21 protein-coding genes and 1 pseudogene are annotated in these 24,659 nt (G+C 37.9%); 20 read left to right on the plus strand and 2 right to left on the minus strand.

Annotated elements, in window-relative coordinates:
• The first annotated feature begins 15 nt into the window (after positions 1 to 15).
• Positions 16 to 2,178: a DNA topoisomerase III gene (locus AC3ANV_RS09055; protein WP_488313291.1), complete on the plus strand. Its 2,163-nt coding sequence runs from the start codon at positions 16 to 18 to the stop codon at positions 2,176 to 2,178.
• A gap of 119 nt (positions 2,179 to 2,297) precedes the next feature.
• A complete protein-coding gene (gene mntR, locus AC3ANV_RS09060; protein ID WP_488313292.1) occupies positions 2,298 to 2,720 on the plus strand; it encodes a transcriptional regulator MntR in 423 nt (140 codons plus the stop codon).
• Positions 2,721 to 2,751: 31 nt separating this feature from the next.
• Here mntR and AC3ANV_RS09065 read toward each other — a convergent pair whose 3' ends face one another.
• Together AC3ANV_RS09065 and metA are read right to left on the minus strand one after the other, a co-directional pair.
• The gene (locus AC3ANV_RS09065) at positions 2,752 to 2,964 is read right to left on the minus strand and encodes a DUF3892 domain-containing protein (RefSeq protein WP_488313293.1); all 213 of its coding nucleotides are present in this window, start codon (positions 2,962 to 2,964) and stop codon (positions 2,752 to 2,754) included.
• Positions 2,965 to 3,253: 289 nt separating this feature from the next.
• On the minus strand, positions 3,254 to 4,162 hold the full coding sequence (gene metA / locus AC3ANV_RS09070; RefSeq protein WP_488313294.1) for a homoserine O-acetyltransferase MetA: 909 nt from the start codon (positions 4,160 to 4,162) through the stop codon (positions 3,254 to 3,256).
• Between the two features lie 235 nt (positions 4,163 to 4,397).
• On the opposite strand from metA, the gene AC3ANV_RS09075 reads away from it, so the two are divergent.
• From AC3ANV_RS09075 to AC3ANV_RS09160, 18 genes and pseudogenes are all read left to right on the plus strand, one after another.
• Positions 4,398 to 6,080, plus strand: coding sequence for a formate--tetrahydrofolate ligase (locus AC3ANV_RS09075; RefSeq protein ID WP_488313295.1), 1,683 nt, complete (start codon positions 4,398 to 4,400; stop codon positions 6,078 to 6,080).
• A gap of 18 nt (positions 6,081 to 6,098) precedes the next feature.
• Complete coding sequence (locus AC3ANV_RS09080) at positions 6,099 to 6,638, plus strand: hypothetical protein (protein WP_488313296.1); 540 nt, start codon at positions 6,099 to 6,101, stop codon at positions 6,636 to 6,638.
• A gap of 333 nt (positions 6,639 to 6,971) precedes the next feature.
• Positions 6,972 to 7,714: pseudogene (locus AC3ANV_RS09085) on the plus strand (transposase); the annotation flags it as partial.
• Positions 7,715 to 8,135: 421 nt separating this feature from the next.
• A complete protein-coding gene (locus AC3ANV_RS09090) occupies positions 8,136 to 8,987 on the plus strand; it encodes a DegV family protein (protein ID WP_488313297.1) in 852 nt (283 codons plus the stop codon).
• A 206-nt stretch (positions 8,988 to 9,193) separates the two neighbouring features.
• Entirely contained in the window at positions 9,194 to 9,844 is a 651-nt protein-coding gene (locus AC3ANV_RS09095) for an HD domain-containing protein (RefSeq protein ID WP_488313298.1), read from the plus strand.
• Positions 9,841 to 11,730: an ABC-F family ATP-binding cassette domain-containing protein gene (locus tag AC3ANV_RS09100; RefSeq protein ID WP_488313299.1), complete on the plus strand. Its 1,890-nt coding sequence runs from the start codon at positions 9,841 to 9,843 to the stop codon at positions 11,728 to 11,730. The genes AC3ANV_RS09095 and AC3ANV_RS09100 overlap by 4 nt, the downstream gene beginning before the upstream one ends.
• Before the next feature lie 25 nt (positions 11,731 to 11,755).
• The gene (locus AC3ANV_RS09105) at positions 11,756 to 12,892 is read left to right on the plus strand and encodes a conserved virulence factor C family protein (RefSeq protein WP_488313300.1); all 1,137 of its coding nucleotides are present in this window, start codon (positions 11,756 to 11,758) and stop codon (positions 12,890 to 12,892) included.
• Between the two features lie 64 nt (positions 12,893 to 12,956).
• A complete protein-coding gene (locus AC3ANV_RS09110) occupies positions 12,957 to 13,391 on the plus strand; it encodes a BrxA/BrxB family bacilliredoxin (protein WP_488313301.1) in 435 nt (144 codons plus the stop codon).
• A gap of 449 nt (positions 13,392 to 13,840) precedes the next feature.
• Positions 13,841 to 14,614 carry a class I SAM-dependent methyltransferase gene (locus AC3ANV_RS09115; protein WP_488313302.1) on the plus strand — a complete coding sequence of 258 codons (774 nt, stop codon included), beginning with the start codon at positions 13,841 to 13,843 and terminating at the stop codon, positions 14,612 to 14,614.
• A 187-nt stretch (positions 14,615 to 14,801) separates the two neighbouring features.
• Positions 14,802 to 15,398: a YpjP family protein gene (locus tag AC3ANV_RS09120; RefSeq protein ID WP_488313303.1), complete on the plus strand. Its 597-nt coding sequence runs from the start codon at positions 14,802 to 14,804 to the stop codon at positions 15,396 to 15,398.
• A 105-nt stretch (positions 15,399 to 15,503) separates the two neighbouring features.
• The gene (locus AC3ANV_RS09125; RefSeq protein WP_488313304.1) at positions 15,504 to 16,085 is read left to right on the plus strand and encodes a TerD family protein; all 582 of its coding nucleotides are present in this window, start codon (positions 15,504 to 15,506) and stop codon (positions 16,083 to 16,085) included.
• 78 nt (positions 16,086 to 16,163) lie between these two features.
• Complete coding sequence (locus AC3ANV_RS09130; RefSeq protein WP_488313305.1) at positions 16,164 to 16,940, plus strand: TerC family protein; 777 nt, start codon at positions 16,164 to 16,166, stop codon at positions 16,938 to 16,940.
• Between the two features lie 85 nt (positions 16,941 to 17,025).
• Positions 17,026 to 18,213: an HpcH/HpaI aldolase/citrate lyase family protein gene (locus tag AC3ANV_RS09135; protein WP_488313306.1), complete on the plus strand. Its 1,188-nt coding sequence runs from the start codon at positions 17,026 to 17,028 to the stop codon at positions 18,211 to 18,213.
• Positions 18,164 to 19,537 carry a phosphoribosyltransferase family protein gene (locus AC3ANV_RS09140; protein ID WP_488313307.1) on the plus strand — a complete coding sequence of 458 codons (1,374 nt, stop codon included), beginning with the start codon at positions 18,164 to 18,166 and terminating at the stop codon, positions 19,535 to 19,537. The genes AC3ANV_RS09135 and AC3ANV_RS09140 overlap by 50 nt, the downstream gene beginning before the upstream one ends.
• A complete protein-coding gene (locus tag AC3ANV_RS09145) occupies positions 19,525 to 20,658 on the plus strand; it encodes a cysteine protease StiP family protein (protein ID WP_488313308.1) in 1,134 nt (377 codons plus the stop codon). The genes AC3ANV_RS09140 and AC3ANV_RS09145 overlap by 13 nt, the downstream gene beginning before the upstream one ends.
• Complete coding sequence (locus tag AC3ANV_RS09150; protein WP_488313309.1) at positions 20,642 to 21,442, plus strand: HAD family hydrolase; 801 nt, start codon at positions 20,642 to 20,644, stop codon at positions 21,440 to 21,442. The genes AC3ANV_RS09145 and AC3ANV_RS09150 overlap by 17 nt, the downstream gene beginning before the upstream one ends.
• A 456-nt stretch (positions 21,443 to 21,898) precedes the next feature.
• On the plus strand, positions 21,899 to 23,536 hold the full coding sequence (locus tag AC3ANV_RS09155; protein ID WP_488313310.1) for a YceG family protein: 1,638 nt from the start codon (positions 21,899 to 21,901) through the stop codon (positions 23,534 to 23,536).
• Positions 23,537 to 23,539: 3 nt separating this feature from the next.
• Complete coding sequence (locus AC3ANV_RS09160) at positions 23,540 to 24,640, plus strand: toxic anion resistance protein (RefSeq protein WP_488313311.1); 1,101 nt, start codon at positions 23,540 to 23,542, stop codon at positions 24,638 to 24,640.
• The last annotated feature ends 19 nt before the right edge of the window (positions 24,641 to 24,659 follow it).

The raw sequence follows: 24,659 nt of genomic DNA on the forward strand, positions 1-24,659 counted from the left end.
AGAGGAGCAATCATTATGAAATTAATTATTGCCGAAAAACCGGATCAAGGGTCTACCCTAGCTTCAATTTTTAAGCATAAAAAACAGAATGGTTTTATTGAAATTTTTCCAAATGAATTATTTAACAATGGTGCCTATGTAACTTGGGCAATAGGACATCTTTGTCAACTAGTATCGCCTGAAAAGTATCAATCCGGATGGAAGAAATGGTCGTTAGAGACATTACCGATGCTACCTGAACAATTTGAATACGAGGTAACAAAAGATAAAGCAAAGCAGTTTGCTGTCATCAAAAAACTGGTTTCGAATCCGGCGGTCACGGAAATAATTCATGCAGGTGATGCAGGAAGAGAAGGAGAATTAATTGTCCGGAATATTCTCAAGTTAATAAGATGCCGCAAACCAATGAAAAGACTGTGGATTTCTTCTTTAACACCAAATGCTATCAGAGAAGGGTTTAAAAAGCTTTTGGATGAGCAGGATACTCGAAGCCTATATTTTGAAGCCTATACGAGAGCGTGTTCTGATTGGGTCGTTGGCATGAACGCCTCAAGGCTCTATAGCCTGCTTCTTCAAAAACAGGGCTTTTCGGACGTTTTTTCAGTAGGAAGGGTACAGACACCAACCCTCGCCCTCATTGTTAAACGGGAAATGGAGATTGAGAATTTTAAATCGGAGCCGTTTTGGGAGGTCAATGCTCATTTTTTAATAAATGGCAAAAAATATAACGGAAAGTGGCAGAATGATAGAGAAACTCGAGTTAAAACCAAAGAATTAGCTGAGAAAGTGGCTGCTTTTTGTCGGGAAAAGCCTGCGGAGGTCTCAGAGGTTCTTTCGGAAAGAAAGGAATTTTTACCTCCTCTGCTTTATAATTTATCTGCCTTACAGGCAGAAGCAAATAAGCGTTTTAAATTCTCACCGAAAAAAACTCTGGATGTCCTTCAAAAACTCTACCAAAAAGGAAATGTTTCATATCCTCGTTCGGATTCTCGTTACGTAACAAAAGAAGAGGCTAATACTTTCCCGGATATTCTTAACAAGTTAAGTAAAATTAAAGATTTTGAAACATTTTTTCCATTACCGGTCAGCTCTCTTATGGAAAATAAAAGATATGTGAATGAAAAAAAGGTTACGGACCACTATGCAATTATTCCAACCGATCAAATACCGAATGTCAGCAAACTTGGGCCGGACGAACGGAAAATCTATGATTTAGTTGTAACAAGCTTAATTGCTGCCCACTATAATAAAGCAGTGGCAGAATATACTACTGTTACGACCTTGGTAGATGGACGTGCAGCATTTATTTCGAAAGGTAAGGTCCAATTAGATGAAGGATGGAGGAGAGTCCTGCAGCAGAAGGACCATGATGATGAACCATCACTCCCTCCCCTCTCAAAAGGAGAGCAGGGACTAACGAAAAAAGTAGAAGTAAAAGAAAGTCAGACACAGCCGCCCAAGCGCTATACCGAAGGTCAGCTAATAACCTTAATGAAAACGGCGGGAAGACATATCGAAGATAAAGAGCTTGAGAAAATACTGACGAGGACTGAGGGTCTTGGTACAGAAGCAACAAGGGCCGGAATTATTACCATGCTAAAGGACCGTCTTTACATTGAAGTCAATAAGAATTTAGTTTATGCGACGGCAAAAGCAAAAATACTCATCGAGGCAATTGGTCAAGAAATTCTTGCATCACCGGAAATGACTGCCAAATGGGAACAGAAGCTCAAAGAAATATCAGAAGGGTCAGCTTCCCCTAAGCATTTTATGGAACAAACACAAAAAATGGTCATGCATTTGATTTCGTCCGGAATTGGCCATTCAGCAAATTGGGCATTTTCTGAAGAGATTCGAGGAAACTTTTCGCCTGTGAAAAAGAAAACAAGGGCATTTACAAAATTGGGACCTTGCAAAAAATGTGATGGTTCGATTGTCGATAAGGGAAACTTTTATGGCTGTACGAATTTTAAAACGAATAAATGCGACTTCACCATTTCCAAAAAAATATTAGGAAAAAATATTACCCAAAAGAACATAAAATTGCTGCTTTCAGTGGGAAAAACCGACCCGATCGAGGGCTTTACGAATAATGAAAAAATCTTTAATGCAAGTCTTTACTTAGATGAAAAGGAAAAAAAAGTTAGATTTTTATTTGAAGAAGTGCATATCAAATAAATTAAAAATTTCACTTATCTTGAAGTTTTAATAAATTGAAGGTAAAGTGATAAAGTACCTTGTCACTAAAATTTATATATAGTACACTTTTAATGATTATTTTTAATGGAGGGTACGGGATGCCAACACCTAGTATGGAAGATTATATCGAACAAATTTATATTTTGATTGAAGAAAAAGGATACGCTCGAGTCTCTGATATAGCGGAAGCGTTGTCTGTTCATCCCTCCTCAGTAACAAAAATGGTTCAAAAACTAGATAAAGACGAGTATTTAGTCTATGAAAAATATAGAGGGCTTATTTTAACATCGAAAGGTAAAAAAATTGGTAAGCGATTGGTTTATAGGCATGAATTGCTTGAACAGCTACTAAAAATTATCGGTGTAAAAAATGAAAACATTTATAATGATGTAGAGGGGATTGAGCACCATTTAAGCTGGGATTCAATTGACCGTATTGGTGATCTTGTACAGTTCTTTGAAGAGGATCATTCCCGCATTGAAGCATTAAAAGACATTCAAAAACAAAATGAAAATGAATAAAAAGGAAGCACCCGGCAATGCCGGGTGCTTTTTAAAATAAGTTTGGATAATGATCAAATGATTGCTCCATGTCCGGCATTAAATAAACATGGCCATGAGTGTCTATTTTTGCTTGTACTCCATCAAGTAATCCACTTTCCGCCTCCATTAAGGCTTTTCGATAAGAAATAACCCGACCTTCAGAAGTAACAAAGCTAATAATGTCCCCAAAATGATTACGATGAATGGCTACTAATTTTTCCACTGCAATTCCTCCCTTTTACTTTTATTCTTTCTACATTGTACGAATAATAAACAAAAAGGGATTTAGGTTTTTTAATTGAGGCTCTTTTCGTAACCTTGTTGCTTTTAAATCTTAATAAAGTTCATTTACTAAGTTTCTAGGCAATTTTCGCAAATGTTCTTACGAAAAGATGCCACGAAACTTCTAATTATACGGGTGATAAACTTATACGAAAAACAACAATCTATGCGAAAATAGCCTTAATTGAAGAAAGAAAAAGGCGGGCCATAATTCGGTCCGCCTCTGCTCGCTATTCCCATATAAATGGCGTTTCCTGATAAACATAATAATTCAGCCAGTTTGAAAAGAATAAATGGCCGTGGGATCGCCAACGATTTATTGGCGGCTCGCTTGGATCATTATTAGGAAAATAGTTTTCAGGGATATGAATTTTCAGTCCTTTATTAACATCTCTTTTATATTCCTGTGCAAGCGAATCAGATTCGTATTCCAAATGTCCTGTTATCATCACATGCTTCCTGTCACGTGATGCAATTAATAAAGCCCCTGCCTCTTCTGATGCAGCTAACAGCTTTAATTCAGGATTATTTTTAATTTCCTCAATGGATATATCCGTATAACGGGAATGTGGAGCATAAAACTGATCATCAAAGCCCCGTAAAAGGATATCATTTTGTTCAAAAATCCTGTGCGAATAAATACCTGAGCATTTTCGCGTCAATTCAAATTTATCAATGTCATAATGATAGTAAAGTGAGGCCTGTGCCCCCCAACAAATATGTAATGTCGAGGTAACATTGGTTTTAGACCAGTCCATTATTTCTTTTAACTCATCCCAATATTTTACTTGCTCGAATTCTAGTAGCTCAACGGGAGCACCCGTAATGATCATGCCGTCAAATTTATGGTTTTTGATATCAGAAAAGGTTGTATAAAACTGTTCCAGATGCTGCTTACTAGTATGGGTAGATTCATAAGAGTTGGTCTTTAAAAATTTGACATTGATTTGCAGTGGCGTATTACCCAAGTGTCGTAAAAGTTGGGTTTCCGCTACTTCCTTTTCAGGCATTAAATTTAAAATCAGAATATTTAATGGTCTTATGTCTTGGCAATTTGCCCGTTCATCGTCCATGATGAAAATATTTTCCAGTTCCAGAATTTCTCGTGCCGGTAAGAGCTTAGGTATATTAATAGGCAAGTGACTATCCCCTTTTTTTCAGATTAATAAAAATAATATAATACATTTAATAGCCGTTAGGGATATTAAATTTGATATTTTTTTAAAATTCGGTCATTAACATTATAAACATAATAATAAATTCAGAAAAGGTATATAATTTGTTCATAATTAAATATCTTAACAAATTGTTGATTTGTTACAATAATTTTGGGCGTTTTTATTTTTTAAAGAAATGTGAGGGATTAAGTTGGAAATGAAGACATCAGTTAAGTCCGACATTGAAATTGCACAAGAATCAACAATGAAGCCGATTGTCGAAATTGCTAATAAGGTTGGCTTGGAAGAGGATGACCTTGAGCTTTTTGGAAAATACAAAGCGAAAATTTCAAATGAAGCTTTAGCAAAAATAAAAACAAATGATAACGGCAAAATCATTCTTGTTACTTCAATAAATCCAACACCTGCCGGAGAGGGGAAGTCTACTGTAACGGTCGGGCTAGGTGATGCCTTCAACCGCATTGGAAAAAAAGTAATGATAGCAATGCGTGAACCTTCATTAGGACCAACAATGGGAATTAAAGGCGGAGCAACCGGCGGCGGATATTCTCAAGTACTGCCTATGGAAGATATTAATTTGCATTTCACTGGCGACCTGCATGCCATTACGACTGCCAATAATGCACTTGCAGCATTAATTGATAATCATTTGCAACAAGGTAATGAGCTTCAAATTGATCAAAGGCGGATCGTATGGAAACGTGCGGTCGATTTAAATGACAGAGCACTGCGAAAAGTCATTATCGGTCTTGGCGGACCTCTTCAAGGAATTCCGAGGGAAGATGGTTTTGATATTACAGTTGCTTCAGAAATTATGGCTGTATTATGTTTGGCTTCCGATTTGAAGGATTTAAAATTACGATTATCAAGAATGGTTATTGCTTATAATTATAAAAAGAAACCAGTAACAGTTGCTGACCTTGGAGTTGAAGGTGCTTTAACACTGTTACTTAAAGAGGCGGTAAAACCGAATCTGGTCCAAACAATCGAACATACGCCTGCGCTTGTACATGGCGGCCCGTTTGCCAATATTGCTCACGGGTGTAATAGCGTAATTGCTACCCTTGCAGCCTCCAAATTAGCTGATTATGTTATTACTGAGGCAGGATTTGGTGCAGATTTAGGAGCGGAAAAGTTTTTACATATTAAATCACCAAGTGCGGGCATTAAACCTGAAGCTGTTGTCATTGTCGCAACGATCAGGGCTTTAAAAATGCATGGAGGGGTTCCAAAAGCTGAGTTATCTCAAGAAAACATTCCTGCTCTTACCCTTGGGTTTGCGAACCTGCAAAAACATATTGAGACAATTAAAAGTTTCGGTTTGCCAACAGTTGTTGCCATCAACAAATTCATTACTGACACTGATCAGGAGATAAATACCTTGCTCGAATGGTGCAAGCGAGAGAATGTCCCGGCAGCCTTAACTGAAGTTTGGGAGAAAGGTGGAGAAGGTGGAATTGAGCTGGCAGAAATGATTTTAAAGGTCATTGATAAGGAAGAAAACAAGTTTCATCCTTTATACGACATATCAGATTCGATTGATACAAAAGTCCGAACCATCGTTCGAAAGGTTTATGGGGGGAAGGATGCCGAGTTTTCTCCAAAGGCAAAAAAACAACTTCTTGAGTTTGAACAACTTGGTTGGTCCAATTTGGCTGTTTGTATGGCTAAATCGCAGTATTCCTTATCAGATGATCCAACGAAATTAGGCAGACCGGTTGATTTTACCGTCACCGTTAGGGAATTTAAACCATCCATTGGTGCCGGATTTATTGTTGCTTTGACAGGAGAGCTTATGACTATGCCAGGTCTTCCGAAAAGGCCGGCTGCTTTAAAAATGGATGTAGATGAAAACGGAAATGCAATAGGCCTGTTCTAAAGAATTGAGGTGAAACCTGTGTTTGATCCAACAGCCTTCGATAACATGAAAGTGGTTATTGAGGGTGCTTTATACGATATGGACATTATTGGAGAAATTATCATTACAGACCGAAACGACATCATGAATATGGCAAAATTGTCGCGCCGGTTCGATATTTGTTTTACACTTCCAAATAGTGAAGGGAATTCTGTTACGGCAAAAATAGAAATGGAGTCGCAGCTTATTAATTTGGCAGCGGAGCTTCTACAGGGGTCACTTACTGAAAATCAGGGAGGATGCCAGGTAAGATTGCTTTTTTTGCTTGAACACGACGATAAAAAAGAGAATTACATAAATATACAGAAAATCCTTGTGGATATTTGGGGAGAAACAAGAAAAATTAATCAATCGGTTCAATTTAATCCATTAAAGAATGAAAAAAAGAAAAAGAATGTCATAACAGTGGAATTTGATCGATTAATCAGTGAAGAGCAAATGGATGATTTGGTAGAGATGACTGAATTTATGATTACTACCTTAAAACAATTGCAATCATGCAAAAATTCAAATAAATAATTTACACAATGAGAAGAGGCTGACAAAGTCAGCCTCAGGCTGTCGAAAAACCCTCGGCAGCCAATTTTTTTATTCAATTATTTTAACAATTCACCGCGTTAATTTGTTGTGATATTATTAGTATATCGGTTTCAACATGTCTGTTGATTTGCGCTCCAGGCACTTCTCTTTCCGCGGGCGTGCCGGGAAGCCTCCTCGTCGCTTTGCTCCTGCGGGGTCTCCCCTGCCCCGTACTCCCGCAGGAGTCTTCGTGCCTTCCGCTCCAATCAACAGAGTGTTTTCAATACAGACCTTCAGTTCAACTAATAAATAAAAAAATAAGTGGAGAATTCAATGTTTAAGCCAAAAGAGTCTAGCCAAAGTGAATATGAATTTGTTTCAATTGATGAATTGGTACCTGATGACCATCTTCTTCGTTTGATTGAAAAATATATTAACTTTTCGTTTCTTCTTGAAAAGATCCGTCCTTATTACAGCGATGATAATGGGCGCCCTACTGATCCTCTTATTCTTTTTAAAATGATGTTTATTGGTTATATTTACGGCATTCGTTCTGAACGTCAACTAGAAAGGGAAATTAGAACAAACGTTGCCTACCGCTGGTTTTAGGTCTGAAATTCAAGGATCCAGTACCTCATCACTCTACGATTAGCCGGAATCGTCAACACCGTTTTAAGGATACAAATATTTTTCAGGAGATTTTTGATGAGATTGTTCTTCTTGCAATGAATCACAAGATGGTGGTCGGTCGTGTTTAATTTACGGATTCAACTCATTTAAAGGCAAATGCAAATAAAAATAAGTATACAAAACACGAAGTGGAAGCGGATACTCGAGAATATTTTGAAGACTTAAACAAGGCAATAGAAGAGGATAGAATTAAACACGGAAAAAAGCCATTTAAAGAAAAGGAGGAAGTAAAAGAGATTAAGGAAATAAGAGTCAGTACAACAGACCCTGAATGTGGTTTTATGTTCCGTGAAAATAAGCAGGAAATGTTCTGTTATCTTGATTACCGGACTACTGATATGAAATTTAACATTATTACTGATGTATTCGTTACTCCTGGAAATGTAGTTAGAAAAAGTGTGTTGCAATACTTTAGGTTGATTTGCCTCCCTGTAGATTGGAGCGGAGGGCAATCGACTCCTGCGGGATAGAGAGGTCACTGGAGACCCCGCAGGCGCCAAAAGCGCCGAGGAGGCTCCAGGACCTCCCCGCGGAAAGCGAGTGCCCGGAGCGGAAATCAACAGGCATATTAGCAGGGAGAATCAATAAATTTGGTATTTAGATTCTGACAAAATAAAAAATTGCAGAGAAAAATACCCTTTCTCGACAATCTGAGGCTGACAAAGTCAGCCTCTTCGTTTGTCCGCCACTCGGTGAGTTTTCATTATAAATTTAAAATATTTACAATATTCTAATTTGAAGTTACGATTAATTATAAGTTTTAGAATCGGAAAAGTTTTAATTCTATTTATATAAGGGGAGATGACGTTGGTAAGGACGGCGTGGGTAACGGATAGCACGGCCTATTTAGACGAAGAATTAAAAAAACATCCGGATTTATATATTGTACCTCTAACGATTTTACTTGATGATGAAGAATTTTCTGATGGTATTGATTTAACTGCAGAACAGCTATTTTTAAGATTAAAGCAGTTGAAGACCCCTCCAAAAACTTCACAGCCTTCCATGGGTGCTTTTCAAACCTTATATGAACAACTTTCTAAGGACTACGACCAAATCGTAGCCGTTCTATTGTCCGGAAAATTAAGCGGTACGGTATCCTCGAGTGAGCAAGCTGCAAAACTCGTGTCCATCCCTGTTACAACCTTTGATTCAAACATTCTTACTTATCCAATGACTGCTTTATTAAAAATGGGCATGAAATGGATGCAAGATGGAAACGGCATTGATCATGTAATTGCCCGACTCGAAACGATTCGGGCAACGAATGAAACTTATGTATTGGTTGGCAGTTTAGAACAGCTTCATCGCAGTGGCAGGATGTCAGGATTACAATTCTTTCTGGGAAGTATGTTAAATGTAAAACCCATTATTACCTTCGAAAAAGGTGCATTAAGGGTAAAAGAAAAGACAAGAAGTGAGAAAAAAGCAAAAGAGAAAATAGTTGAGTATTTACGGTTATCGTATGAAACGCATCGATTTAACGAAGTTAATATCATGTATGGATTACATGAAGAACAGGCTGTTCATTGGAGGGATGAGCTGAAGGAAAAATTTCCGCATTTGGAGTTTATTTGCTCTCCTTTAGGAGCGGTAATTGGTGTACATGCAGGGGAAAATACCCTGGGAATAAGCTGGTTTACAGGAATAATAGAGTAAATCAACTGGTAAAGAAAGTCCTTTCTTTTTCCGTGGAATTTTCGATAATTCCGCGGATTTTCTTATTTATACCTTAAAGTAGTTCCAAATAATATCCAATTAATACCGCAAAATTTATTGATATTTCCGCTAAACCGTTTCTTTGTCTTTTATTAATCTCCGTTTTTCATGTTAAAATAGCATGGATGAAAGAAGGTGCCCTTAAAATGAAACAACAAATAATTGAACAAACGGAGCTATACGTCCGTAACGATTTAGGTGAAGATGTAACCGGGCATGATTGGTATCATGTAGACCGTGTAAGAAGGAATGCTTTACACATTTGTAACCAAGAAAAGGCGGGAGACCCGTTCATTATCGAAATGGCGGCACTCCTTCATGATATATCTGATGAAAAATTAAATGAAAGTGCCATGATAGGAGAGGTAAAACTAAACGCTTTTTTACAAACTATTTCTTTATCAGCAGAAGAGCTAGATCATATCAGACAAATAATTGCTTCCATATCCTATAAGGGCGGCCGGAAAACGGTGCTCCAAACAGTTGAAGCAAAAATCGTTCAGGATGCTGACCGATTGGACGCAATCGGAGCAATAGGGATTGCCAGAGCATTTGCCTACGGCGGAAAAAAAGGACAGCTTATCTACGACCCTAAAATCAATGTCAGGGATGAAATGAGCCTTGAAGAATATCGAAAAGGAAAATCATCAAGTATCAATCATTTCTATGAAAAACTGCTTAAACTAAAAGATTTACTAAATACTGAAACAGCAAGGAAAATGGCAGAGAGCCGTCAAAAAATAATGGAGAACTATCTGTTGCAATTTTCTTATGAATGGAATGGTCAATTACAATGAAAATGCTCACAGTTGAAAATGTTTCAAAAACATATGGAGAAAAACAATTATTTAATGATATTTCCTTTACCATAGCTGAAAAAGAACGTGTTGGACTTATTGGTGTCAATGGAACCGGTAAATCCTCACTGCTGAAAATTGTCGCAGGCAGAGATTTACCTGATGACGGTAAAATTATTACCGGTAAAGACTACTCAATATCCTTTTTAGACCAACAGCCGGAGTTCGATCCCGACAAAACCGTACTGGAACAAGTTTTTATCGGAGATGCTCCGATTTTAAGGCTGATGCGTGAATATGAAAAAACACTGTTAAAGCTTCATGCTGCACCAAATGATTCAAAAGTGCAGGAAGAGCTTTTTCGATTACAAAAGCAAATGGATACGCTTGATGCATGGGATGCCAGTACAAATGCAAAATCGATTTTAATGAAATTAGGCATTGAAGCTTTTGGCGAGAAAATTGGAAATCTATCAGGCGGGCAAAAAAAACGGGTTGCTCTGGCTCAGGTATTAATTGCAGAACCTGATTTGCTTATTTTAGATGAACCGACAAACCATCTCGATTTTGATACGGTTAAATGGTTGGAAGATTATTTAAGCAGGTATAACGGCTCTATTTTGCTAGTAACGCATGATCGTTACTTTTTAGACCGGGTTGCTAACAGAATGTTTGAATTAGATGGCGGATCCCTCTATAGCTACAAAGGAAATTATGCTGCCTTCTTAGAATCAAAGGCAATTCGCGAAGAAAATGAAGCAGCTGTTTTTGAAAAAAGAAAAAATCTATTTAGAAGAGAGCTCGAGTGGATTAGACGCGGCGCAAAAGCAAGAACAACTAAGCAAAAGGCAAGGATTCAACGATTTGATGAACTTGATGAAAAGCTTTCAAGCGGGAAGTCATCCAATGAAAAGCTTGATATTACGCTAAATGGCAGCAGACTGGGTAAGCAGGTTTTTGAGCTGAAAGATGCTTCAAAGCGTTACCCGGAAAAAACAATCTTAGATCATTTTGATTTGCTAGTGAAGCCTGGAGACCGCTTTGGGATTATCGGAAGAAATGGAACAGGGAAATCCACCATATTAAATATCCTAGCTAAACGAATCCCGCTGGATGAAGGTGAATTCATCATGGGGCAAACGGTTAAAATCGCTTATTATACACAGGAAAGCGAAGATATGGATGAAAACAAGCGGATGATTGAATACATTAAAGAAACGGCGCAAATTGTGGAAACATCGGATGGAAAAACAATCTCAGCCGCCCAAATGCTTGAACGTTTTCTATTTCCTCCATATTCGCATGGGACCCCAATACGAAAACTTTCCGGAGGAGAAAAACGAAGATTATACTTATTAAAAATATTGATGAGTGCTCCGAATGTTCTTTTGTTAGACGAACCAACGAATGATCTTGACACTCAAACCTTAACCGTTCTTGAGGATTATCTCGAAGAATTCCCCGGTGTAGTCATAACTGTCTCCCATGATCGGTATTTCCTTGATAAAGTAGCCGAGCAGCTTCTTATTCTTCAGGGAGAAGGAAAAATCGATACTTTCTATGGGAATTACACGGAATACTTAGAAAAAGAGACAGAGCTTGAAACTGGCAGGACTAAAATTATCGCAAACCAGCCGTCTAAAGCGCCGGAAAAAGAAAAAAAGAAAAAAATGACCTACATGGAGAAAAAAGAGTGGGAAGAAATAGATAGCGTTATTGCTCAAACTGAAGCACGTCTTGAGGAAATAGCCTTGGAAATGGCTTCAACCGGAAGTGATTTCACTAGGGCTCAGGATCTAATGAGACAGGAAGCAGACTTTAATGAAAAGCTTGAACAATTAATTGAGCGTTGGTCTTACTTGGCCGAGCTTGCCGAAAATGAATAGAGAAAAAAGTAAGAAGGTGATCGTGTTGAAAATTAAAACAATCGAACCAACGCCCAGCCCAAATACAATGAAAATCATTTTGAATGAAGAACTCCCGATGGGAAAAAGCCATAATTATAAAAAAGAAACAGCTGCTGATGCCCCAACTGTTATCCGGACAATATTGCAAATTGAAGGGATTAAGGGTGTTTATCATGTAGCAGACTTTCTTGCTGTTGAAAGGAACGCCAAGTTTGATTGGAAGGAGTTATTACCGAAGGTCCGCCAAGCTTTTGGAGAAAAGTCTTCTGAAACTGTTAAGCTTGAGAATGTCGCAGACGAACATTTTGGGGAAATAAAAGTTGAGATTCAAATGTTTAAGGATATTCCACTTCAAGTAAAGCTTACAGATGGTTTAACAGAGAAAAGATTCGGAATGCCGGAATCCTTCTTAAAGGCAAGGGAAAAGGCCCAGCTTCCCGAAGATAATTATATTTTACTCAGAAAATGGCAGAATCAAGGTGTCCGATACGGAGACTTTGATCAAATTGGACAAGAGGTGGTTGAAGAATTAATTGCTGCCTATCCGATGGAACGCCTTGAAGCATTAGTATCAACAGCTCAATCAAATGAATCTCAACATGAGCAAAAGCCGTTACGTACCTGTAAGAAAGTAGACATTGATTCCTTGAGTAATCCTGATTGGCACGTTCGCTACCAGCTTCTCGAGCAAATGGATGATCCTGAACTAGACGATTTGCCCCTTTTAGATAAAGCCTTATTAGATGAGAAACCTTCCATTCGCAGACTTGCGACAGTGTACCTTGGAATGATTAAAGATAAAACGGTTTTACCCTATTTGTATCGGGCATTACATGATAAAAGTGTAACTGTTCGAAGGACAGCGGGAGATTGCTTGTCGGACTTGGGATTTCCCGAAGCAGCCGGTGAAATGGTCAAAGCCCTAAAGGATCAGAGCAAATTGGTCCGCTGGCGGGCGGCCATGTTTTTATACGAGGTTGGCGATAAAAAGGCGTTATCAGCTTTAAAAGCAGCAGAAAATGATGCTGAATTTGAAGTAAGCATGCAAATAAAAATGGCGATTGAAAGAATTGAAGGCGGCGAAGAAGCGAAAGGCTCCGTTTGGAAACAGATGACAGAGGCAAGGAAAGCGGAAGAGTAAATTGCAAACAGTTAATAAGTTTAGTATGCTAAAAACGGCAATAAGAGAATCGGAGGAAGATAATATGTCAAATGCATATGAAGAATATATGAAACAAATGGTTTTACCGATGCGTCAAGAGTTAACAAGAGCTGGCTTTGAGGAACTAACTACTGTTGAAGAAGTAGAGCAATTTATGGAAAATGCCAGGGGAACAACGCTTGTGGTTATAAATTCGGTTTGTGGCTGTGCTGCCGGGTTAGCACGTCCTGCTGCTACACAATCAATCCTAAACAGTGAGAAAAAACCTGACCACCTAGTGACAGTTTTTGCAGGTCAGGATAAAGAAGCAACCGCTAAAATGCGGGAGTATTTTGAAGGCTATGAGCCATCATCACCATCAATGGCATTATTGAATGACAAAAAGGTTGTTCATTTCATTCCGCGTCATGATATTGAAGGTGTTCCAATGGAAGTGGTTATGCAAAATTTAATGGCTGCCTTTGAAGCCAATTGTTAAATTAAAGAGGATGTCAAATGGCGTCCTTTTCTTTATTCAAAGGCTATGTTAAAGCTCATTGTTGATTTAGATCACTATGTTGATTGGAGCGGAAGGCGCGAGACTCCTGCGGGAAAAGCAGGTCAAGGGAGACCCCGCAGGCGCAAAGCGAGGCCACTGAAAAAGTCCAAGATATTTTGCAATAGGTGATTCCCTGAAAAAACCATCCCCACTATTGACTGAAAAATCGATGAAAACCATTTTCCTCTCCCTACTTTGATGGTGAAAAACGCAATTTTTTGGGATTTTAGTTGGCAGGAAATCTCATTATTAGCAGAAAAGGACTTTTTCAGTGGCGTCCGCAAAGCGCCGAGGAGGCTCCCGACCGCCCGCGGAAAGCGAGTGCCTGGAGCGGAAATCAACAGGCAAGTTTAACAGAGCCTATTCAAAAATTAATATAGGATGATAACATGTTTATAACAACAGCAAGCAGAACAGACCGGCAAATGATAGAAGAGGCAATAGAAATCGCTGAAAAATTGGACGTCCCTTATGTCCGGCGAAAAAAGAAATCGATAAATCATTTGCAAAACGAATTGAATAGTAATTGTCTTGTCGTTTATAAGAATCGACTGGAGTTATTTGAAAAAGGCAGTTCTTACCCATTTTTCTTCCACCCGAATTCAGCCATGTTTAGAATAAAGCGTTTGTTAAAGGGAGAACATGACCCTTTTGCGGATGCAGCAATGCTTTCTAAAGGCATGACCGTTCTGGATTGCACGCTTGGGCTAGCATCCGATTCCATTGTTGCCAGCTACCTTGTTGGAGAAAATGGGCAGGTTACAGGAATTGAAGGACAGAAATATTTAGCATATATCGTAAAAAATGGTCTCCGTTCTTGGGATTCAGGAATCCCCGTTATGAATGCAGCAATGGAAAGGGTTAGTGTTATCCATTCAAATGCTCTTGATTATTTAAGGAGCCTTCCCGATGAATCGGTGGATTGTGTTTATTTTGATCCAATGTTTGAAGAAAGTATTCTTGAGTCATATGGAATAAAGGCTTTAGTCCAATTTGCCATGCATGATGACCTGAATGAAGAAATAATTGAAGAAGCCTTGAGAGTAGCAAAATTGCGCGTTGTCCTAAAAGACCATTATCAAAGCAACCGTTTTGAAAAATTTGGCTTTCAGGCCATCCGCAGAAAATCCTCTAAATTTCATTTCGGTTTCATTGAAATATAAAAACTGGGACCTTTGTTCTCAGTTTTTTTAATCTTTCTCATTTCTAGTAATCACACTAATTTATCATAAAAAATCTTAAACTGTTTTTTCCATTTTTTAAAGAAAAGAAGTATAATATTTTTTAAGTAAAATAAAAACGGAAAATTTTAGTTGAAATAAATTCTTTGATAGAGTAGGTGTGCTTTGCATGAACAAATGGCTTCGTAAATCGTTTGTAGTGATGGTCTCCATTTTAACATTTGGTCTTGTGACGCCATCACAGTTTATAAATAATGTAAATGCCGAGAAACCGGCCGGTAATAGGGATGCCTTCGAGGTGAGCGCTTCTGAAGGCAGCTTTACATTGCAGACAGGATACCTTGAAGAATCTGCGTTTGATAAAGATAAATTTATGGAAGAATTAATAAAACAAGCTGAAGAACAGTCATATCAAAAGTTTGGGGCAAAAATTAAGCCGGTTATCGAGAATGAATTTCGTGAAGTCATAATGCCGAATATCGAAACAGCACTCGACCAAACGGCTTCCCAATTTCCTGAGGAGGATTTAAAAAACCTGGCAATTACAGAGCAGCCGGGAAAAGGACATTCAGAGAAAATCTTTAATATTAAAAATAGTGTAACGGGCAAAGATATTCTTCGTTTCCATGTTAGGAGAGATAATCCGCCACAGGCTGGATACTGGTTTAATTTTCATTATCACACCTACCATGATGAATTTCAAAGCCACCATGAGCTTGGAGCCATTTATTGGGATAAAAATACACCACCGAAATGGATGAGCTGAAAATAGAAATTTGCTAATGGATGGAAAAAAACTTTATTATTATAAATGAAACCTTTTTAACAAAAACTCGTATATAGACTATTACCTAAAATGGAGGAATGGAAAATGGCAGTAAGTTTATCAAAAGGTCAAAAAGTAGATTTAACCAAAACAAATCCAGGATTAACAAATGTTGTCGTTGGACTCGGATGGGACACGAATAAATATGATGGCGGACATGATTTTGATTTAGATTCATCTGTGTTCCTTTTAGGGGATAGTGGAAAAGTGACGACAGAATCTGATTTTGTCTTTTACAATAATCCACAGGGTGCTAATGGAGCAGTTGTACATACTGGAGATAACCGTACCGGAGCAGGTGATGGTGATGATGAACAGGTGAAAATTAATTTAACAGCGATTCCGGCGAACGTTCAACGAATTGCTTTTACTATTACCATTCATGAGGCAGAAAGCAGAAGTCAGAACTTCGGACAAGTTTCAAATGCATATGCCCGTATTTTCAATGAGGCAACAGGTGAAGAGCTTATTCGTTATGATTTAGGAGAGGATTTCTCCATTGAAACAGCACTTGTTGTTGGAGAATTGTACCGCCATAATGGCGAATGGAAGTTTAGTGCAATCGGAAGCGGCTATCAAGGCGGATTAGCAGCGTTAGCCACAGACTTTGGCTTACAGATTGGTTAAGATGTAGAATCTATGAGACCCAGCGCTTGAAGGGTCTTTTATAAATCTTTGTTTTTAAATCAGGAGGAATACATTTAAATGTCAGTTTTGCATGGAATATTAAACACATATTCACAATTTTTTGAATGGGATATGTGGGTGAAGGTTTTAACAAACCCTGTAAGCTGGGGACTGATAGGCACTCTTATTATTTTAGAAGGATTGCTTTCAGCTGATAACGCTCTTGTTTTAGCTGTTATGGTAAAGCACCTCCCGGCTAAACAACGTAAAAAAGCACTTTTCTATGGCTTATTGGGTGCATACTCTTTCCGTTTTGTTGCCATTGGGCTTGGTGTTTACTTAATCGAGCTATGGTGGGTAAAAGCAATTGGAGCCGCTTACCTTGCATGGTTATCAATTAAGTATTTTATTGATAAGAGAAAAGAAACTGACGGCGATGATGAAGAAGCAGAAGGAATGAACCAAAAGAGCTTATTGATTCGCTTATTTGGCACTTTATGGGGAACAGTAGCAGCAGTTGAGTTAATGGATATTGCCTTTTCGGTTGATAGCGTGCTTGCTGCATTTGGAGTCAGCAATGAAGTATGGGTGCTGTTAATAGGAGGTATGCTCGGTGTATTAATGATGCGTGGTGTCGCCGGTGTATTCTTAACATTAATTGACAGGGTACCTGAGTTGGAAACAACGGCCTATATCTTAATCCTTATTATTTCGATTAAGATGTTCCTAGGAGTGTTCTTTCACTATGAATTATCACCGCTTTATTTCTTTATCATCCTATTGTTTACCTTCGGTGCAACATTCATTGTGCATTTCTTAAACAAGAAAAAACATGAAAAAGAAGTCAGTAAATAATATGGTTCATACATGGATCCAGACAGGGGAGCAGACGTGAAGTCCGTCTCCCCTATTTTTTATCCTTTAAAGAGGAGTAAGGAGAATGAAATTTTTTACATACTTTGCTGATGATGAAATTGAGCAGTTATTCTATCAAAAACCGCAAAAGTTTAATAAATATTCGAATCGCGAGCTTTTATCCTACGGTTTAGGTGCCACACTCTACATGCCGGCCACACGGCCAAATATCCATCAAGATATACTTTCAAAAAAACTTGAGGGCTTAACTTCCCTTGTTATCGATCTTGAAGATGCTATAGGAGATATTGAAGTAGGAGAGGCAGAAAAATTATTGATAGAGGAATTGTTAAAGCTGTTCGGGGAATTCAATAAAAAGTTTTTAAGTATGGAAGATTTGCCATTAATGTTTATCCGGATCCGTAACCTTGAACAATTCAAACGGGTGAAAGAGCAATTGGGGGATGCCTATCAGCTGTTAACAGGAGTGGTAATGCCTAAATTTTCAGTGGAAACCGGTGAGGATCTATTAAGAGAGATCAGGAACATTCATACCGAACAAAATCCTTTTTATGCGATGCCAATCCTTGAAACATCCAAGGTTATAGAAAAAGAAACGAGAATGGAAGAATTAATGAAAATAAAGAGCATTCTGGATAGATACAGGGGCAATATTCTGAATGTTCGAATCGGGGCAACTGATTTTAGTGGATTGTACGGTATCCGTAGGAGTGCAGATACAACGGTTTACGATATTGCTGTATTAAGAGATTGTATCACAGATATTATTAATGTCTTTCAAAGGTCGAAAAGTCCATATGTGATTTCCGGTCCGGTTTGGGAATACTTTTCAGCAAAAAATAGAATGCTAATGCCACAACTCCGGGCTTCTCCTTTTCGTGAACAATACTGTGAGGAGAAGTTGAAATGGAAAGCTGAATTAATCAATCAAAATTTGGACGGATTCATAAGAGAAATTCTCATGGATATTGCCAATGGATTGATTGGAAAAACGATCATCCATCCCTCACAGATTAAAGCAGTGCAGGCACTTAATGTTATTTCTTATGAGGAATATATCGATGCTTGCGATATCGTAAAAGCTTCAACAGGTGAAAAAGGAGTTTTGAAAAGCGATTTTGGCAACAAAATGAATGAAGTCAAACCGCATTATTATTGGGCTAGAAAAATTATTGCAAAGTCTCAGCTTTACGGGGTGCTGAATGAGGGAATCTCAAATATTGACCTTATCAAAAGAGAAGTATACGTATAATATTCTTGATTCAATTAAGGTAGAAATAGAGATAAGCGAAAATCCTTATCAATTGCCCATTGAAAGGTTATTTACAATGGCAGCTAGGATTAATAAAAAACGTTCATTTTTGTTTGTAAGTAAACTATTAGGTAAACATTTGCCAATCAACCCGAAAAAAGGACTGCTGACAGCGGCGCTGCTGGCAGCAAGATATGCCGAATCGGTGAAAGGCTTAGAATGTGAGGAAAAAGAAAAACTATTATCCTTATTTTCAATCGATGAGCCTTTGTATATAAGCAAATCAATTGTCACCAAAACTGTTAAACCATTAGTTATTGGATTTGCAGAAACCGCAACAGCGCTGGGACATGCTTTTTTTGATTGCTTTGAATCTGCAGAGTATTTTCATACAACCAGGGAAGAGCTTCCGGACTGGAATCCCGAAATTACATTTGAAGAAGAGCATTCCCATGCTTCCTCACATCGATGTTATATACCAATAGAAATGATTCAACATGAACGGGAAATTATTTTAGTAGATGATGAAATAACAACAGGGAATACGGCACTAAACATAATCCAATCCATTCATGCACGATTTCCGAGACAAGAATATACTGTTGTATCGATCTTGGATTGGCGTTCCGAAGAGCACAAAAGAACATTTGCTTTACTTGAGAAAAATTTGGGGATTACGATACATGTGGTAAGTTTACTTTCAGGTAAGGTGAAGATCATACAGCAAAAGGAATTACAGGCACACGTAATTGTAAACGAAGTAAATTTTAACTTAGAGTCAAAAATTGAATGGTTACAGCTTTCTTCATTTTTTACGGCTACCACTTTTTTATCTGCAAATTCACAGGCTGAGGCACCTTTTATTCAAGAAACCGGGCGTTTTGGGATTAAAAGCATCAGCAATGAATTTATTCATCACAAAATATCAGCAGCAGCTTCATTTCTAAGGCAAAAACGTATAGGTAAAATAACTCTTTGCCTTGGAACGGGTGAATTCATGTATCTTCCGATGAAATTGGCAGCGGAGATGGGAACTGGGGTTTACTATCAATCTACTACAAGAAGTCCCATATATATCCACCATATCGATGGATACGGTGCTAAATATGGGATCACCTTTCCAAATCCCGAGGAACAAGCTATTTCCAATTTTGCTTATAATATCCCGCCCGGTTATTACGATGAACTATTTATCTTTTTTGAAAGAGAAGCAGAGTTAGAGAATTTTAAACCTTTATTGAAACAACTGGAAAAATTACAAATACGATCTATTAAAATTGTCTTTTTTGCGAAGCGATCCGAGGTGAATTTATGCGGAAAATAATCAATCACCCTGCAAAGATCGGAACCTACAGGGCAGAAGATGTCTTATTTTTATTAAAAGATTTAAGTGATTATAAGCTTGAAGATTCCACGGCCAGTCGAGAATTAAAGGTTCAATTAGGGCAGCATTATAGTGAATCATTGCCAATAGAATATCAGCCGCCGGAAAAATATATTGAACTTTTTTGGCGGACTTTAAGGGAATATAAACAAAAAGTAGCCTTATGTATAGGCATAGTTGCTGAACAAATTTACCGGCTAAAAGGTGATCAGACAATCCTTGTTTCAATGGCACGTGCAGGAACACCGGTAGGGATATTATTAAAAAGATATATAAACATGCACTACAATGTTTCAATACCGCATTATAGTATTTCGATTATTCGCGACAAAGGGATTGACGAGAATGCCCTTCAATACATTCGTACTGTTCATCCTTACGGTGACATCCAATTTGTTGATGGCTGGACAGGAAAAGGGGCCATATCCATCGAACTCTCCCAAGCCTGCCGTGAGTATGAAAAGAAATACGGCATTAAACTGGACGACACACTTGCCGTGATTGCTGACCCCGGCTATTGCACTTCTCTTTATGGTACGAGAGAGGACTTTTTAATCCCTAGTGCATGTCTAAATTCGACCGTGTCCGGGCTTGTTAGTAGGACTGTACTAAATAACTTGTACGTTAAAGAGGATGATTTTCATGGAGCTAAATTTTACAATGAACTGATTCCAAATGATGTTTCCAACCAATATATTGATTTGATAGCTGCAGAATTTCCAACTGTTTCAGCTGAAGCATCAGAAGTCTCTTTCCAAAGAAAATCTGAAAAAATTGAAGCAGACTTTTTAGGTATGAGAGATGTCAGGAAAATCCAAGCTGAATTCAAAATAGACAGTCATCATTTTATTAAGCCTGGAGTAGGTGAAACGACAAGGGTCCTTCTTAGAAGGGTGCCATGGAAAATCCTTATGCGCGATGTTACAAGTCCTTATGTCAAACATATCCTCATGCTCGCGGAAGAAAAAGGTGTTGAAATAGTGCCGTATCCTGATTTGAATTATTTGTGCTGCGGTTTAATCAGGTCGGTAAAGGATAGTCTAAATGATTATTGCATCTGATCTTGACCGCACATTGATTTATTCAGAAAGAGCCATTGAAGACCTGGGGAGATCAGAAGAATCAGAGTTAAAACCGATTGAAAAAAAGGATGGCAACTGGATTGCTTTTATGACAGAAAGGTCCTATCGCACATTAAAAAAGCTTAACAAGGCTTGTTTATTTATACCGGTCACTACTAGAACAACGGATCAATTTAAGCGATTCGTTATTTTTGAGGGAGAAATCGAACTAACCTATGCGATTACTTCTAACGGGGCCAATATCTTATATCATGGCAAACCATTGAAAGAGTGGTCAACAGAAATTTCCTTGCGGCTACAGAGAGAATCTGTAGTAAAGGAAGAAATGTTTTCCATTTTAGGCAGGGAGGGAGTTTTTTTTGATGGGCAATTGAAGCAGGCGGAGAATCTATTTTTCTATTACATATTAAATAATTTGCCACCCGCTTCTGAAATAAGGGCTATTACTGAGCTTGCATCCAAATTTGGCTGGAGAATCTCTTTACAGGGAAGAAAGTTTTATTTTATTCCCAATGTTATTAGTAAGGGGACCGCACTTGAATTTATTTGCAAGAGAGAGGGGATGGAAGCGCTTGCGGGTGCAGGCGATTCAAATCTTGATTTGGATTTTCTTCAGAATTGCCGGTATCGTTATGTGCCAAAGCATGGAGAACTTGCAAACGTGTCCGAAAATTTTAGCCTTACCTTTACCAAAAATAAAGGTCCCCTTGCAGGAGAGGAAATCTTGCACCAATTCCTAAGTTTACTATCACTAAAAGTATAGTTTTTTCAATAATCGATTGAATACAAAAAAGTATAGGCCTGAAAAAAACACATAACAAGCGAAAAAAAATAGGATACAGAATTTAACTGAGTGCAGTGCCGGAGAAAGAAGCACTGTGAAGATGAAGCTATACAAAAATAAATCAACATAGATTAGTGTTTCGGAAACCATAACCTCCATGAGGGTATTTATTTCTTCACTAACATTTTCCATCTTAGGCCTTTTATAAAAAAAACGCATTTGAGTCACCTTCTTTAATGTACGTACTCAAATATATGTTAGGACAAGGGAAAAGGTGAAAAACAAGGATAACCCTGAACCTGAAACATTTTTAGTGTTACATTCGTTTAAAAAAATGAACCATTTTCATAACTGTGATATGATGGAGGGGAAACCATACATAATTTTACTAACCAGTTTGCAAAAGCTTTCGCTTTCAGAGGGAAGGGATCATAAATGTATCCACTATTAAATCAATTGAATGTCCGTAACGTATCCCTTTCATATGAAAATTGGCTAAGTTTGTTAAATAAACCGCTAAACGAACGGCCGGAATTCTCATTGGAAAATGGAACGATTACCATCGGGCAGGTATTGGGGAAATTCCTTGGAATACCATTTGACACGGATGAGTACTATAACCAACTTTTAGATTATGTAAGTTTGCCCGAGTTAAACTTACATTTATTAAGTGAGGAGTCACTCGATAAATCAATTAATAATACTCACTTTCAATCGATTCAAAAAGTGTTGAACATCAACTATGAACAAAAGTTGTCAATTAACCGTTTTACTGCTTTTCTTGATGGAGAGAAGCTTTTATTGAAATCGGATATACCGGTAATCCATCGAAAAATAAGAGAAGCCATGATTGTTACGTTGGAAAAGTACTCGAGCCATGAAAAGGATGGATTAAAAAATCCCGATTTCAGGCGTATTCTTGTTGATCTTGTTAAATGGTCAATTAATCATCTGCAACCCGTGCTTGAAAATGCCGATCCGCAAAGGGCAATGCCCAAGTTTTTATGGTATGGTGATTTTAAGAAGAGTCATCAATATTTTTTATTTTATTTAATAAAGCTCGGATGCGATCTGGTTATTTTCCACCCGGAGGGTAAGGATATTTTAGCTGATCTAATAACAGAGCCGGTTTTTACTCATCGTTTTCAAAATAAACAGTTGGCGGAAACTTTCCCGAAAGAAAAACGTAATCGAAAAACAACAGTTGCATATCGTGCTTCCAGAGAGATTGAAACCATTCTAAATCAGGAGGGTTCCGGTCTTTACAAGCCTTGGCAACTAAGGGATTACACTCCTTCATCGATTACGTTGAAAACAACGTATGATGAACTTTTCATTCTTTGTAAGGAAATAGCCATGATTCGTCCTGATTTTGAAGTAGGGAACGGTCAGGTTAAAATTCCGTCACTGTTTGCGAAAATCCAAGGTGTCAGTAAAAATAGAAAAGAGTATTGGGACAGACTGCAAGCTTTAACAAAGTTTGAGCATAGCTTACTCATTCGGCAATTACCCTTTACAGTTGCAAATTCAAGCGACTATCGCTTCCATTACCGGAATGCATTAGGCAGTGACGGCTTATTGAATCCTGAAAAAATTATGCAATCCCACTACTGGCCCTATTCCTTATTACCATCAGGTCTGCAAAAAGGGATTGCCACAGCTATAAGGAGAATTTGTGAAAAACCTGCTTTAAGACCATTGCCGATGGAAAGCTCGGAAGAGGTAAAAATTTATTTATTTAGCCAGGCAATGTTTATGCCTAAAAATATCACTCAGTTGTTAGAGAAATTTGATTACTCACAACATGTGCCGAAATTAATTATCTACAATAATGAATTAACAGGAATGCTATCAAGATCAGATGCAGCCCTTTTGCTACTCTTAAATCATTTTGGAATTGATATCATCATTTACAATCCACCGGGTCATAATGATATCGAAAATTATCTTAATGAAAGTTTATTCGATAAACACTGGCTGGATGAGGTTGTTTTTGAATTGGAATATAAAGAGCCTTCGATTTTAAAAAAGGTACTTTTTCAAGGAATCTTAAAAAATTTAAGGGGAGATTAAAGAGTGAATCTAACACCAAATCCATCTACAGGCTTAACAGCTGCCGGAAAAGAGGACCAGCTGACTGAAACAAGAGTATCAGATATAAAGCTTGCTCTTCGCAAGGAGCCGGAAGTTCAAAACCTTGCACGTACCATAGATGAGCGTGACCAGATTCAAGTATTAGAGTTTGGTAAAGAACCTGCAGTTCAAATTTCGCGCTTTTCCGATCAAATTTTAAGTAATATGCGTACCACTAAAGTAGAGGATTCCGGCGAGCTGCTTAAACATTTGGGCCGTATTATGGATAAATTTGATGCCAAAGACTTTTCAAAACCATCCGGCGGATTTTTTGATAAGCTTTTTAAAAAGGGTGAAAAGATGGTTGAAAAACTCTTTGGCAAATATCAGACGATGGGCCAGGAAATTGATAAAGTATATGTTGAAATTTCCAAATACCAGCGTGAAATGGTCGATGCGACCAATATGCTTGAGCAGATGTATGAGCAAAACTACCAATATTATTTAACCCTTGAAAAATATGTAGTTGCCGGTGAAATGAAAGTGGAGGAACTGAAAAACAATCAGCTTCCACAGCTTGAAGCACGCGCGGCTTCAGGGGATCAACTTGCCTCGATGCAATTGGATTCCCTGAAAAATGCGATTGAGTTATTGGAACAGCGGATTTATGACTTGGAAATGGCAAAAATGGTTTCTTTACAGACAGCACCGCAAATCCGTTTATTGCAAAGAGGAAATACAAAACTAATTGGAAAAATTAACTCTGCTTTTGTAACTACTATCCCTATTTTTAAAAATGGGTTAATTCAAGCGGTTGCCGCGAAAAGGCAAAAGCTTGTTGCAGATTCCATGAGCGAGCTTGATCGCCGAACAAATGAAATGCTCTTAAAAAATGCTCAAAATATATCTCAGCAAAGCACGGATATAGCGCGCCTTGCCGGTGGACCTAGCATCAAAATTGAGACAATTGAGGAATCTTGGAATATTATCATCAAAGGCATGCAGGAAACAAAAGCCATTGAAGATGAGAACAAACGTATGCGTGAAGAGGGAACAAGACGCCTGGAGCAGTTACAAGATAATTTTAAAAAAATGAAACAATAATATTAAATATATTATTGAG

The sequence above is a fragment of the Neobacillus sp. DFD-2R genome (assembly GCF_057747865.1).

Bases quoted from the DNA above. Each gene is read 5' to 3' on its own strand.
- AC3ANV_RS09100 (WP_488313299.1), top strand. From the start codon at position 9,841: ATGAAAATGCTCACAGTTGAAAATGTTTCAAAAACATATGGAGAAAAA.
- AC3ANV_RS09135 (WP_488313306.1), top strand. From the start codon at position 17,026: ATGAAATTTTTTACATACTTTGCTGATGATGAAATTGAGCAGTTATTC.
- AC3ANV_RS09130 (WP_488313305.1), top strand. From the start codon at position 16,164: ATGTCAGTTTTGCATGGAATATTAAACACATATTCACAATTTTTTGAA.
- AC3ANV_RS09115 (WP_488313302.1), top strand. From the start codon at position 13,841: ATGTTTATAACAACAGCAAGCAGAACAGACCGGCAAATGATAGAAGAG.
- AC3ANV_RS09140 (WP_488313307.1), top strand. From the start codon at position 18,164: ATGAGGGAATCTCAAATATTGACCTTATCAAAAGAGAAGTATACGTAT.
- mntR (WP_488313292.1), top strand. From the start codon at position 2,298: ATGCCAACACCTAGTATGGAAGATTATATCGAACAAATTTATATTTTG.
- AC3ANV_RS09075 (WP_488313295.1), top strand. From the start codon at position 4,398: ATGAAGACATCAGTTAAGTCCGACATTGAAATTGCACAAGAATCAACA.
- AC3ANV_RS09120 (WP_488313303.1), top strand. From the start codon at position 14,802: ATGAACAAATGGCTTCGTAAATCGTTTGTAGTGATGGTCTCCATTTTA.
- AC3ANV_RS09150 (WP_488313309.1), top strand. From the start codon at position 20,642: ATGATTATTGCATCTGATCTTGACCGCACATTGATTTATTCAGAAAGA.
- AC3ANV_RS09145 (WP_488313308.1), top strand. From the start codon at position 19,525: ATGCGGAAAATAATCAATCACCCTGCAAAGATCGGAACCTACAGGGCA.
- AC3ANV_RS09125 (WP_488313304.1), top strand. From the start codon at position 15,504: ATGGCAGTAAGTTTATCAAAAGGTCAAAAAGTAGATTTAACCAAAACA.
- AC3ANV_RS09095 (WP_488313298.1), top strand. From the start codon at position 9,194: ATGAAACAACAAATAATTGAACAAACGGAGCTATACGTCCGTAACGAT.
- AC3ANV_RS09110 (WP_488313301.1), top strand. From the start codon at position 12,957: ATGTCAAATGCATATGAAGAATATATGAAACAAATGGTTTTACCGATG.
- AC3ANV_RS09155 (WP_488313310.1), top strand. From the start codon at position 21,899: ATGTATCCACTATTAAATCAATTGAATGTCCGTAACGTATCCCTTTCA.
- AC3ANV_RS09055 (WP_488313291.1), top strand. From the start codon at position 16: ATGAAATTAATTATTGCCGAAAAACCGGATCAAGGGTCTACCCTAGCT.